A 13597-nucleotide genomic window follows, 5' to 3' on the forward strand; every position below is an offset into this window, starting at 1 on the left:
GAAAGAAAGAATAAGGCTGCGATCTCAGGGATGGAGGAGCCGGCGGCGGCTTTCCTCGGCGCGGCGCATGGAGGGAAGCAAGAACTCACGCCCCACTTTCACGCTCTCCACCCCGGCATAGGTCACGATGTCCGCCGTGGCATACGTTTCGTTCCACAGCTTGGGGATAAAGGAACCCGTCCCTACCACGTCAATAGGAGCACTGGCATCCGCCATACTGGCGCATTTCGTCACACCGAAACCTGACGAGACCACGATCTTCACTTTCTCGAAGCCTGCCGCGTCCAAGGTCTCGCGCATATGCCAGATGGCGGCGGCCGAAACGCCCGTGCCGATCAGATTGCGCAACTCGCTCTCAGAGCGGTAGCGGCGGATGGCATCGGGCACGTACCGATCCAGAACGGCATAGGATTCCTGCGGGTCCAGCCCTTCCATGAAACGCCCGCCATGCGTATCCAGTCGCAGCGCCACGCGCCCCTGCGCCGCCAGTTCGGAGAAGCGGCGACACACAGCCAGACCGTCCGTGATCTCGCGCCCATAGTAATCCACCAGCACCACGAGATCGCTGTCCGGATAGACTTCGTGGAACATGGACGCGGCGCGCAGCGTGGACCCGGCGTAACCGATCAGCGCGTGCGGCATGGTGCCGTAGCCGTGGTCCTGTCCGAAATATACCGCTGTCGCGTCATTCGCTCCGCCGACGAAGCCCACAGCCCCCTCACGCTGGGCGGCCCGACTGCCGACGGACGCGCCATAGGCCATCAGTTCCTGCATCTCGTAGCCCGCGCAGTGCCGGGCTTCCATGGCCAGAAACTGTGCCTTGGGCAGGGAAAGGGCCATCTGATAGGCCCGGTGCGCTGCCACGCAGCACGGACCGAGTTTCTGGAGAACGAGCGTTTCCAGATCCACAAGATGGGAAAAGAACCCCGTGATGTAGAGCAGAGGCTCGCCCGCTCCCACCCATTCGCCTTCGGTGAACACCGGCTCGACAAGGATCTCGATCCCACGTTCCCGCGCAATATTGGCAAGCCATGTTTCCACCATAGCCGTGGCCGACAGCACCGGACGACGGATGAAGACAGCATACGTCACCACACAATCCCCAAAACGGGAGACAATGTCTTTCGTGCGGTTGAAGTAGCTGTCGGTGCGTGCCCGGATGGCGGCGTCATCAATCGGGGCCGCACAGAGCGACCCGGCGACACCAAGCGCCGTGTTCGGTGATGGAGCTTTTGGAGAGGGCTGACTGGAACGGGACATCTCTGCCGTCCTTTTACTCTGGCTCCGTCATGCGGAGGAATGCCGTATCAGGACGCAGGATGGCGCAGAGGACAACCCCGTCGCAGGCATCACAAAAGACGGAACAGGAACCCGCCGGTGGCAGCGCATGCGCCTCCCCCGGCGGGTATCCCTCGTCGATCAGGCTTCGGAAACGAGTGAGTGGGCACGCCCCTTGAGCTCTTCCGCCATGAGGAACGCCAGTTCCAGCGACTGCTCCGCGTTCAGGCGCGGATCGCAGAACGTCTCATACCGCTCGCCCAGATCATTCTCCGTGAGCTGGTGCGCGCCGCCCACGCATTCCGTCACGTTCTGACCGGTCATTTCCATGTGAACGCCGCCCGGCGACACGCCTTCGTTGGTCAGGATGTCAAAGAATCCCTGCACCTCGGAGAGAATCGCCTCGAACGAACGCGTCTTCACCTTGCTTGCAGTCGAGATGGTGTTGCCATGCATCGGGTCGGACACCCATGTCACGGTGCGACCCGTTCCCTTCACCGCCTGCACCAGCGCTGGCAGGTGATCGCGGATTTTGGAGGCGCCCATACGCGAGATCAGTGTGATGCGTCCGGCTTCGTCCTCTGGGTTGAGGATTTCAAGCAGCTTCTCCAGATCCCCGATCTGTGTCGTCGGACCGACCTTGATGCCGATCGGGTTACGCACACCACGCAGGAACTCCACATGCGCGCCCTCCGGCTGGCGGGTGCGATCCCCGATCCACAGGAAGTGAGCGGAGCAGTCATACCACTCGCCCGAAGTGGAATCGATGCGGGTCAGGGCCTGTTCATAAGGCAGCAAGAGCGCCTCATGGGACGTGTAGAACTCCGTCTCATCGATCTGCGGAGCGCTCGTGGCGTTCAGGCCACAGGCCGACATGAAGGAAAGTGTCTCATCGATGCGTTCAGCCAGCGCGCGATAACGCTCGGCCAGCGGCGAACGCTCGACAAAGCCAAGATTCCAGCGATTGACGCGGTGCAGGTTGGCATAACCGCCACGCGAGAACGCACGCACCAGATTGAGGATTCCGGCCGACTGGAAGTAGCCGGTCTCCATGCGCACGGGATCGGGCACGCGGTCTTCCGCCGTGAAGGCCGGTCCATTGATGATGTCGCCACGATAGGACGGCAGCGACACATCGCCCACCGTCTCCATGTCGGACGAGCGCGGCTTGGCGAACTGCCCGGCCATGCGACCGATCTTCACCACCGGCACCTTGGCGCCGAAGGTCAGCACCACGGACATCTGAAGCAGCACGCGGAACGTGTCGCGGACGATATCGGCCGAGAACTCGGAGAAGCTTTCCGCGCAGGCGCCCCCTTGCAGAACGAAGGCCCGACCGGCTGCGGCTTCTGCCAGATGGGCGCGCAGACGACGCGCCTCCCCCGCAAAGACCAGCGGCGGATAGCGGTGCAGGCGTCCCTCGACGGCTTTCAGCGCCGCTTCGTCCGGATAGGACGGCACCTGCCTGATGGGAAACGAGCGCCAGCTCTCCGGCGACCAGTTGGCAACCACGGGAGCGGCTGTCTGAATCGGAGCGGAGCGGGTGAGCATGACACTCATGGTCGGTTCCTGTCGTCTTGGCCAAGTTTTCTGAGCCTTGGCCGTGTCTTTACACACATGATGAAACGGACCCGTCACGCGACGGGTCCGGGAGTATGCCGAAGTTCAGGGTGGAGTGCAAAGAGTGGGGCACAAACGTCTGCGCAACCGGAGGCAGGACAAGTTGAGTGATCTGTCTCAAAATGCGGAGAGCAGAGCCATGCGGGCAGGACCTCCCGAGAACCCTGCATTGCGCCCCTTGGGAGGTGGCTACGGCGGAGAGAATATCACCGTGTCACCACATAGCTCTGCTTTCATGATGCCCATGAGAACGACTTATGCCCTCCAATAATTGTTGGTATCTCGACCGTTCCAGTCCGGGGATTATCCACGCGGATCGGTTCACCCCCGCGTGTGCGGGGAACACTGCGTCTGACTGCCTCCCGGTCGAGGTCTTTACGGTTCATCCCCGCGTCTGCGGGGAACACGGAGTCGGCACGATCTGCATGGACGGCCAGAACGGTTCATCCCCGCGTCTGCGGGGAACACTCTTCCTGAAACCCATTGATTTCAAAGAACAATAAGGCAGGTCAAAAATCCACCAACCCAAAACGCCTTACGGCCAACCTTTCTTACCCACGTAACAAAGGCCGCCGCAAGCCACCTTGAAGCCAATCTTGTTCACCTGACACTTCCTACGAAAACGGCCGCTGAGGAGAACATGGCTCTCACTCAGCGACCGTCCCGCATTCTATCGTCCAGACCGGAGAAGCTCCGGCCCGTCAGAAACCACCCTCAGATCAGGGCAGGATTTCCGTCTCGGCGAAGAAAAAGCGGATCTCGTTGGCGGCGTTCTCGGCGCTGTCGGAACCGTGGACCGAGTTGGCCTCGATGCTCTCGGCGAACTGAGCGCGGATCGTCTTCGGCTCGGCCTTTTTCGGATCGGTCGCGCCCATCACCTCACGGTTCTTGGCCACGGCGTTCTCGCCTTCGAGAACCTGCACGACCACGGGGCCGGACGTCATGAAGGAGACGAGATCGCCGTAGAACGGGCGCTCCATGTGCACGGCGTAGAATGCGCCGGCCTGTGCGGGCGTGAGCTGCACGCGCTTCTGGGCGACGATGCGCAGGCCGTTGTCTTCGAACACGGCATTGATCTTGCCGGTCAGGTTGCGGCGCGTGGCATCGGGCTTGATGATGGAAAGGGTACGTTCAACGGCCATGTTCGGCTCCCTCGTTTGGTCTGTCGCTCCGCGTTGCGCGAAACGGAGCGCGGGCAAGCCCGCAGCTGAGGCTCATCTAGAGCATTCTCGCGTCTTCGGGTAGGGCTTTGGAAGGACGGATGCTATGGAACGGCCCGGAGGGCTACGCGCCCCTCCCCTTTTCCTCGATCCGACGCGAGAGTTCCGGTGAGCCTGCTTGTCATTCATGATCTGACCCTTCGCATTGCGGGCCGCACGCTGCTCGATCAGGCCAGTCTCTCGATCGAACCGGGGCGCAAGGTCGGTCTGGTCGGACGCAACGGCGCGGGCAAATCCACCCTACTGGCCGCGATTGCCGGAGACATCTCCCCGGATGGGGGCGATATCCGCCTGTCCTCGCGTGCGCGCCTCGGCCGTGTGAAGCAGGAAGCTCCGTCCGGTCCGACGTCACTGATCGAAACCGTGCTTGCGGGGGACACCGAACGCGCGGCCCTGCTTGCGGAAGCCGAGACCGCTACCGATCCGCAGCGCATTGCGGAAGTCCATGAACGCCTGTTGGCCATCAATGCCGACAGCGCGCCGGCCCGCGCGGCCAGCATCCTCTCCGGTCTGGGTTTCAACGCAGACGCCCAAGGAAGACCTGTGTCGGATTTCTCAGGCGGTTGGCGCATGCGCGTGGCGCTGGCAACGGCGCTGTTTCTTGAGCCGGACCTTCTGCTTCTAGATGAACCGACCAACCACCTCGATCTTGAAGCCACGCTTTGGCTGGAAGGCTGGCTTGCGCGTTTCGGCGGTGCGGCGCTGATCGTCAGTCATGACCGTGGATTGCTGGATTCCTGTGTGGATGCCATCGCGCATCTGGATCGTGGCAAGCTCTCACTCACGCCGGGCGGTTATGAGGAATTCGTGCGCATCCGCACCGAGCAGGCGTTGCAGCAGGCGCGCGCCGCAGAAAAGGTGGCGGCGCGGCGGGCGCATATGCAGTCCTTCGTGGATCGCTTCCGCGCCAAGGCCACGAAGGCGAAACAGGCGCAGGCTCGCCTTAAGGCGCTGGAGAAACTTCCCGTCATCGACAGTGTGGTGGAAGACACCCCCACGCAATTCGCGTTCCCCGAGCCAATGCCCCTGCCACCGCCCATGCTGACGATGGACCATGTCACAGCGGGTTATGAAGGACGTGTGGTGCTGTCAGACATTTCGCTGCGCATCGACATGGAAGACCGCATCGCCCTGCTAGGCGCGAACGGGAACGGTAAATCCACTTTTGCCAAGCTGGTGGCCGGGCGTCTCACACCCATGTCCGGCACGGTCAATCACAGCCCACGTCTGAAAGTGGGATATTTCGCACAGCATCAGGCTGAAGAACTCGTGATGACCGATACGCCCATCGGCCATATGGCGCGGGCTTTGCCAAAGGCCACGCCGACCGAGGTGCGCTCCCAGCTTGCCCGCTTCGGACTGGATGCAAACCGGGCCGAAACGAAGGTGAGTGAACTCTCTGGTGGTGAAAAGGCCCGACTGTTACTTGCGCTCGCCACGCGCGACGCCCCGCAACTGCTCATCCTCGATGAACCGACGAACCATCTTGATCTGGACGCCAAGGATGCGCTCGTACGTGCGCTGTCCGAGTTTGCCGGGGCGGTTCTGCTTATCAGCCATGACGCCCATCTTGTGGAAATGGTGGCGGATCGTCTGTGGCTGGTGGCGAACGGCAAGGTCACGCCATTTGAAGGCGATATGAGCGAATATCGCACATGGCCTTTGGAACAATCCCGTGCGACGGCACGTGGCAACGCGAAACCAGCCGACACGACCGCCGGACGAAAAGAAGATCGACGGGAAAAAGCCGAAGCACGAAAAGCTCTGGCGCCCTTGCGCAAGCGCGTGAAAGAGGCTGAGGCCAAGGTTGCGAAACTTTCTGGTGAATGCGGAAAGATTGAGGCGAAGTTGGCCGATCCCACGCTTTATGAAACCTCATCGGGCGAAGATGTGACGAAGCTGACCACCAAACTTGCCGCTCTGAAAAAGGATACGGAACAGGCGGAAGAGGAGTGGTTCGCAGCTCAAGGCGCACTGGAAGAGGCTGCCGCCGAAAGCTGACGAAGGGAGGGACACGGTTCGGGCAGGACACGCGCCCCTTTTCTTTCACCGATTACGTATATCCGCCGCTCCACAGTTCTTCCTGATCGAAATGGAAGTGCCGATTCCCGCGCCCACGCGGAGAAATCGGATTACGCATCTTTTGTACTTGCGATCATACACGTTCACGCATGAACAGGCTGGCGCTTCATACAGCATGAATATGCACCTTTTTCTTTTCTGACCACTTCATCACGAACGGGGACTGATATCTGTCAGGCGACACGCGGACGTACTCGTGACGAACGATCCCTTTTCGATCCGTTGCGGGTTCCCACGGCTGCGAGCAGCAACAGGGTAACAGGATCGACATGTTCTCCCTTTTCATGCCTCCTCCACCTTCATGACAATGATATGAAACAGTCGTTTTATTGAAAAAGGATTTTTCAAATATCCGTGCGGCTCGACACGGAAACACCTTCTGGGACACGTTCGCTCTTCCTGACAGAAAAGACAGATTTAATGACCGATTTTACTCTTCTTCATGACACCACAGCCTTTACCGGCCCCACCGCAGCCGTCACAACCGCGGGAACCACACTGGTGGACGGCTGGATCGATGCCGTCGGCGGGGTTTTCTCCACTGACAGTTCCAATCTTCTCCGCATGAGTGTGGATGATTCCACCACCTATTTTCACAAGCAGCTCCTGCGCCCTACCAGCGAAGATGTACAGGACGGCAAAGTCACCTTTACGGCAACGGCCACGGCCTATCAGCGTTTTTACGCAGTCATCCGCTCCAACCGCAGCACATCGTCCCCCACATGCTACATGGTTGGTGTCGAATATGACGCCAAAACAAGTAAAAACTGCTATTTTGGCTACTACAAGGTCGTGAATGGCACAGCAACCTGGATCGGTGACACGACGGCCGTATTCTCGCCGGGTGTCGGGGCCGGAACAGATTTCACATTCTCTTTTGACTGGTCCCAGACCGACAGCGCGACCACAACCTTCAACCTGACAGCCACGAACGCCGCAGGCACGACTGTTCTCACCAAGACCTTCACCGATACGGAAGCCACTCTCCAGAACGTGACAGGCTCCATCGGTCTGTGCGCGTACAGCTACAAAGGAGGAGCCGGAAGCGCCAGCAATAGCGCCAGTCTTTCCTCTTTCGCTTCTTACAAGGCGGCTGCAACCACACCGTTCACAGCCTACACTCTCACCGGCCCCGCCTCCCTGACGGCAGGCACCACCTCCACCTTTACCGTCACACCGAGCGCTGGCACTGCGCTGTCAACGGCTGCCGTCATTACGCCGACAAGCACGCTGGCAGGCACATTCTCCCCCACCACCGTGACCATTGCGGCCGGCAGCACGGCGGCCGCAACCTTCACCTTCACACCGTCCGCCACCGGATCGGGCACGATCTCCACCACGAACAATGCGAGCCTGAGCGACCCGGCGGCTCTTTCGGTCACATCGTCCGCTGCGGCATCTGCGTTTTCGACCTACATGATTTCCGGTCCCGCTTCGCTGACAGCAGGCGCTGCCTCGACTTATACCGTCACACCGGGCAGCGGCACGGCGCTCGCTTCCGCCGTCACCATTACACCAGCCTCCACGCTTGCAGGCACATTCAGCCCTGCCGCCATCACCATTCCGGCAGGCAGCACCGCCGCCGTGACGTTCACCTTCACGCCGACCACCACCGGATCAGGAACGCTGTCCTTCACCAACTCGGCCTCGCTTACAAATCCAACAAGCCTTTTGGTGACAGTGGCCCAGGCTCAGGCCGCTTTTTCCACTTATACCGTGTCCGGTGCAACGTCGCTGACAGTCGGCGCAGGCACGGTTTACACCGTTACACCGGGTTCGGGCGCGGCTCTCTCCTCCGCCGTCACCATCACACCGGCCTCCACGCTTGCGGGCAGTTTCAGTCCCACGACCGTCACCATTCCCGCTGGCAGCACGGCTGCGGTCTCGTTCACCTTCACGCCGTCCGCCGCCGGGTCGGGCACACTTTCCTTCACCAACAGCGGCTCGCTTAGCAATCCTGCAAGCGAGACCCTGACGGCAAGCAGCAGCCAGACGGCTTTCACCACCTATTCCGTCTCCACACCGTCCATCCTGACCGTGGGGACAGCCGCTACCTTTACGCTCACCCCCGGCGCGGGCGCGGCTCTGTCGTCTGCGGTCACCGTCACACCGTCGAGCACGCTCGCGGGCACGTTCTCTCCCGCAAGCGTAACCTTCCCGGCTGGCAGCACGGCTGCCGTAACCTGTACGTTCACACCATCCGTTGCAGGATCGGGCACGTTCTCTTTCACGAACTCCGGTTCACTCTCCAACCCTGCGCCGGTCACGCTCACTGCGACAAGCACCAACAGTTCCAGCAGCTATGTCCTGTCCGGCGCGACGACACTCACGGTGGGACAGGCTTCCACCTTCATCGTCACTCCGTCCTCACAGACCACGCTCAGTGCAAACGTCGTGATCACGCCTGCGAGCACATTGGCCGGCACCTTCAATCCCACAAGCGTCACGCTGCTGGCGGGAAGCACCACATCCACGAGCTTTACCTTCACGCCGTCCACTGCGGGCAGCGGCAGCCTTTCCGTCACCAACAACAGCAGTCTGGCCGATCCGCAGGCTCTCGCTTTCACTGCGACATCCGCCTGGACGAGTTACACCCTGACAGCCGCCAGCACGGCGATGATCGGTGAACCCGTCACGGTGACCCTCACCCCAGCAGGTGGCTCTTCGCAGCCCGTGCCTGTAACCTTCACACTCAGTGCCTCTGGGGTTGCCGGCACATTCTCTCCCTCCACTGTCACGGTTCCTGCAGGCAGCACCGCGCCTGTCACCGTGACATTCACGCCATCGGCGGCGGGCACCGTCAGTCTCGCATCCAGCAATAACGCCGGCCTGGCCAATCCAACTGCCCTCTCCGTAACAATCAGTTCGATTGTCTCGGTGAACAGCACCGCATTTTGCTTCAGCCCCGGAAACTGGACCGGCGATGAGGGCCGCAGCGGCAGTCAGTGGCGGCGTTCGGCGTGGAACGGTGCGTGGTTCCGCTTTGTCTGGAACGCAGGCACCAACCCCACGGCCGTGGTAAAAATTGGCAATGCGAAAGCCGGAAACCTGGTCAGTTACTTCGTCAATGGCGTGCCCACCTTGCGCAGTGCCGCCAACGCCGACATCACACTGTCCAACATCATCGCAAACAGCGAGAACCGGCTGGATTTCTATCTGTCCTATTCCGCGATCACCGCCAATGCCCGCTGGCCGGTCACGACAGCCACCGAACTGGTGCAGATCCTCGGTGTCCAGCTTGATTCCGGCTCGTCCCCTGCCGAAGCGCCCGCCATGCGGCCCTATGTGGTCATGATCGGTGACAGCATCACGGAAGGTGTCAACGCCAACAATGTGGTGGACAACGCGACCACGTATTATGGCGACAATCTCTGCGATTTTTCGTTCTTTCTGGCGCAGGCGCTCGACGAGATGGGGTATGACATCTCCATGATGGCCAATGGCGGTACCGGCTTTTCCCAGAGCGGCGATGGAAGTGTGCCGTATTTCTACAAGATCACGGGTTCCAGCGGTGGTCAGGGCGGCAAGCTTGACAGTGGCAGCCGCTGGAATCTGATCGACAGCCAGACCAGTGTGCTCGATAGCGCGGGGCATTGGAGCGCTTACGGAGACACGGGCGAGGAGCCGTTCGCATTTTACCTGAACTATGGCTACAACGACGCCTATTATGGCCATATGACCCCATCCGACTTCCAGGCGGCTCTCACCCAGAGCATGGAAGCCCTGCGCGAGACGGCTCCGAACGCCTGGATCGTGGTTCAGGTTCCGTGGTCATTTCGTGACAAGTTCGGAATCAACTCCGACCTGTATCTGCCTCTCTATCAGGCGGCGGTCACGGCCTATCAAACCGCCAATCCCAACGACAACAAAGTCACGCTGCTGGATTTCGGTGAAGATATCTCACGCATGATCAATACGGCTTATGGCGGCTTCCTTGCGAGCGATAAGGTACATCCCACGCTACACGCTCACGCCATGATGGCTCCACGCCTGACTGCGAAAATGGCTTCTCTGTTCTCGACCCAGAGCCGCTCTTACACATATTTCTGAACACGTCTGAAAGACGCGGAGCCGGCAGTTTTATAAAACTGCCGGCTCCGCAATCCGCCTGCATTGCATTCACAAAACACGTTTATCGATCGGTCAGCGTGCGCATAAAGGCAATGATTGCCGCACGGTCTTCTTCTGTCATTGCGGGCCGATCGCCGGGCTTGCGGTCAAATGGTGCATCCACCGTATCGAGGTTGTCACGATATCGGACAGGAAGATCGTTATATTTCCGCACCTGTCCGTCATCCCCCACGGGATAAAATTTTGACGGCTCAAGATCGCGCAATGCGTAAAAATCCATCACTTCCTTGAGAGAGTGAAACACCCCATTGTGAAAAAACACATGGCGGGTGGCGGCATTACGCAGTGTCGGCGTCGCGAACATCCCACAATAAACGCTCAGCGCACGACGACTGTTCGGCTGACGATCACACACACCCAGATCCGCATAAGCCGGATCATGATTGCGCGCGATGTCCATATTCCGGGGTACACCCAGCGCCTCGTACTGATGATCGGTAAACAGCGGAGACAGACGATTGCCTTGCACGGTGTCGATATGACACGCCGCACAATTGCCTTTTTGCGGATCGTTGAACGCCAGATACCCAACCCGTTCCAGTGGCGTGAATGACTCCTTTCCTTCCAGCCACGCATCGAATTTGCTGTTGTACGGGTGAAAGGACGGATCCTCGATCTGATAACGGGCAAGAGCGAACATCGCTTCGGACATAAGGAAGGAGGAGGACGCCTCTCCCGCTATGCCCGCGAGTTGTTTCAGATCGGACGTATAGGGCGCGTTGCTGATCCGGTCGATCACCTTCTGCGGTGTGGACGCCATTTCAGCCGGATCGTAGAGCGGACCCAGCGCCTGCTGCTGTAACGTATCAGCACGACCATCCCAGAACAGACCGCCCTGTGGCACCATATTGCCGGCAGAGGCCGCTGGATTGGCGGCACTCTTGCCGCCACGTGTCGCATTGGCTGTCGTGGCCACTATCGCAGGCGCCGCCTCGCTTGTGGGATCATCCACACCGATGCTGAAATTAGGTCGCCGCTCGGCATAGGTCAGCGTCGGAATGGCACGCCGTCCCTGACGATTCAGATCCTGTCCACCGCTAAAGACCGCTGTCTGACCGGACGGTGCGTAATGATTGGCTACTTCGTGGCATGAGGCGCAGGACAGAACACCTGAACCCGACAGCAATGGATCGTTGAAAATCTGTTTTCCGATCTCGGCCATTGCCGAAAGCGGATGAACATCCGGACGTCGCAATTCCACCGGACAGGGATTGCTGCCGTCAGACGCCGGAAGACAGGACCCGGCCGCCAACGCCGCCGAGGTTCCCGTCCACAGAAAAGCAAGAAGAGTGATGCAGCCCAGAGCGGGCTGCATCGAACGGAAGAGATCAGACATACTGAGACAGGAAGGACCAGATTGCGGCAAGAAGACCAGTCAGCCCCGAGGCCGAAGAACTCTGGCTCGACGAAGAACTGGAATGACCGGCGTTGAACGGTGAGTCATCCTTATTGGAGTTCTTACTGCTGTCATTGCCCGAGATACTGCCTGAGCGAATGTCGCCCGTGTCCGGATCGAGGATCAGCTTCTCTGTGTGCGGCTCACCACGGAAATCGAACAGATCGTCGATCTTGCCAGCCGTGGCGTCGAACGAACCCTGTCCAAGACGCTTACCGCCCAGCCAGTTATCCTCGATGAAGCGGACAATGGACGCCTGCGTCGTCAGAGTGTGGCTGACATGGTTACGCTGGGCCCAAGGAGAGATCGCGATCAGCGGGATACGTGTGCCCGGGCCGCAACGACCATTGACCGGCTTGCCGTCCACGCCCTTCGGCGCCGTGCCCGTGCCGCATACCCCGGCCCCGTTCAACTGATCGGCAGAAGAGTCGAATGAACCGTGGGTCGGGGCGACATAAGCGTGATCATACCAGCCGTCAGAATCGTCATAGGCGATCAGGATGGCAGTGTCGCGCCAGTCAGGAAGTTTCTGAAGCATGTTGATCACGTCAACGACGCCAACCTGCTCATCCAACGGATCGGAATAACCTGCGTGACCGTCCTGATAGGCCGGCATCTTCACAAAAGAAACTGCCGGAAGATTGCCGTATTTCGCAACCGTGTAAAAATCCTTCAGGTCATATTCATGATTGGCCGGATCCTTGGTCGAAGTGCCGGGAACATAGGTGTAACCAATCGACTTGACCGAAGTCGGACGGGCGTGTGTGGGGTTCGCCGTGCTCGCGTAATACTGGAACCAGTTATGGTGCGGAATGTAGTCGGCAACGTTCTCGGACACGATGGTCGAGTACGTCTTGCGCGTGCAACCCGTCGATCCGTCGGAGTTGGACAGGGACAGGTCGAACCCGCCCATGAAACCGCCCCATGTGATGCCACGCTCGTTGAGCAGATCACCGATGTTGCGGCCCGTCATCATGCCCTGATTGGTCGCCGACGAGCAGGTGTCGTAGCCCGGATCGATGTCATTGACCATCGTCCAGCCGCCCTGACCGTCAGAGACATAGGCCGAAGAGGCTTCCTTCGTGGACGGTTTCTGGGTGGTTGCGATCAGCTTCAGACCGTTCGTCTGACCCGAGACAACTTCCAGAGCGCCCGGCGTGGATGGACCATACGTGTCGGTATAGGAATTGTCGCTCATGGCGAAACGCTGGGCGTAGCGCCAGTAGGCCGTCACGGTGTTACCGTCGTAATAGCCCAGAACCTGCCCTTTGGTGCCGAACGCTCCCACGCCACCGGATGAGCCGTTACCTGTGTAGAGCGGGAACAGATCGACCTTGCCGTCGTCATAGGCCATCTGTTCGGCGGTATAAGCGTGATTCTGATCCGCCGTGCTGGCCTGCGTGCGATCAAGACGGAACGGCAGAGCCGCGCCCGTACCATTGGCGGAGTTGGTGTTGGGGTTCTGCTCAAGCAGACCGTTGGCGAGCAGGTTATTGACAACCGGTGTACCGGAACGGGCACGGAAGCTCGGCTCACCCGTGGGGTTGGCCGCTTTCGGATAAGTTCCGAAATAGTGATCGAAGGAGACGTTCTCCTGATAGATCACAACAAGATGTTTGATGGGGGTCTTGGTGCTGACGCCATTTCCAAACAGGCTTGACTGCTGATTCTTGCCCGATCCGAAATCCCAGTCTCCGGCATGGCCCGGGATAGGAGAAAAAACGGACAGAGACAAAAGAGCGGACAGTGCAAGCTTCGTCGCGGATTTCTCACATTTTGTCTGAAGAGTGTTATTCTCTGTTCTGAGAGCTGTGTCCTGTGCGTCTGATCTGGAATGACAACGGCATTTTGCCTCTGGAGGCAGATTCTG

At 59.7% G+C, this 13597-nt stretch carries 7 protein-coding genes; 2 read left to right on the plus strand and 5 right to left on the minus strand.

Annotated features, from left to right (window positions below; genetic code table 11):
* Positions 1–24 precede the first annotated feature (24 nt).
* The 3 genes from GOB87_RS06555 to ndk form a co-directional block, all read right to left on the minus strand.
* Positions 25–1260: a nicotinate phosphoribosyltransferase gene (locus tag GOB87_RS06555; RefSeq protein WP_194303241.1), complete on the minus strand. Its 1236-nt coding sequence runs from the start codon at positions 1258–1260 to the stop codon at positions 25–27.
* Between the two features lie 159 nt (positions 1261–1419).
* Entirely contained in the window at positions 1420–2829 is a 1410-nt protein-coding gene (locus GOB87_RS06560) for a class II 3-deoxy-7-phosphoheptulonate synthase (protein WP_242006208.1), read from the minus strand.
* Positions 2830–3617: 788 nt separating this feature from the next.
* Positions 3618–4040, minus strand: coding sequence for a nucleoside-diphosphate kinase (gene ndk, locus GOB87_RS06565; RefSeq protein WP_166314003.1), 423 nt, complete (start codon positions 4038–4040; stop codon positions 3618–3620).
* Positions 4041–4226: 186 nt separating this feature from the next.
* On the opposite strand from ndk, the gene GOB87_RS06570 reads away from it, so the two are divergent.
* Together GOB87_RS06570 and GOB87_RS06575 are read left to right on the plus strand one after the other, a co-directional pair.
* Entirely contained in the window at positions 4227–6119 is a 1893-nt protein-coding gene (locus GOB87_RS06570) for an ABC-F family ATP-binding cassette domain-containing protein (protein WP_166314005.1), read from the plus strand.
* A 501-nt stretch (positions 6120–6620) separates the two neighbouring features.
* The gene (locus tag GOB87_RS06575; protein ID WP_166314007.1) at positions 6621–10250 is read left to right on the plus strand and encodes an SGNH/GDSL hydrolase family protein; all 3630 of its coding nucleotides are present in this window, start codon (positions 6621–6623) and stop codon (positions 10248–10250) included.
* A gap of 82 nt (positions 10251–10332) precedes the next feature.
* Here the strand turns inward: GOB87_RS06575 and GOB87_RS06580 are convergent, their stop codons facing one another.
* Positions 10333–11667: a cytochrome-c peroxidase gene (locus GOB87_RS06580; RefSeq protein WP_242006206.1), complete on the minus strand. Its 1335-nt coding sequence runs from the start codon at positions 11665–11667 to the stop codon at positions 10333–10335.
* Positions 11660–13381 carry a phospholipase C gene (locus tag GOB87_RS06585; protein ID WP_242006209.1) on the minus strand — a complete coding sequence of 574 codons (1722 nt, stop codon included), beginning with the start codon at positions 13379–13381 and terminating at the stop codon, positions 11660–11662. Before GOB87_RS06585 ends, GOB87_RS06580 begins: the two co-directional genes overlap by 8 nt.
* Positions 13382–13597 lie beyond the last annotated feature (216 nt).

It is taken from the genome of Acetobacter estunensis, from assembly GCF_011516945.1.
Lineage (GTDB): Bacteria > Pseudomonadota > Alphaproteobacteria > Acetobacterales > Acetobacteraceae > Acetobacter > Acetobacter estunensis.

Excerpts from the sequence above, each read along its gene's own strand:
- GOB87_RS06580 (WP_242006206.1), bottom strand. The coding sequence starts at position 11,667 with ATGTCTGATCTCTTCCGTTCGATGCAGCCCGCTCTGGGCTGCATCACT.
- GOB87_RS06560 (WP_242006208.1), bottom strand. The coding sequence starts at position 2,829 with ATGCTCACCCGCTCCGCTCCGATTCAGACAGCCGCTCCCGTGGTTGCC.
- GOB87_RS06575 (WP_166314007.1), top strand. The coding sequence starts at position 6,621 with ATGACCGATTTTACTCTTCTTCATGACACCACAGCCTTTACCGGCCCC.
- GOB87_RS06555 (WP_194303241.1), bottom strand. The coding sequence starts at position 1,260 with ATGTCCCGTTCCAGTCAGCCCTCTCCAAAAGCTCCATCACCGAACACG.
- ndk (WP_166314003.1), bottom strand. The coding sequence starts at position 4,040 with ATGGCCGTTGAACGTACCCTTTCCATCATCAAGCCCGATGCCACGCGC.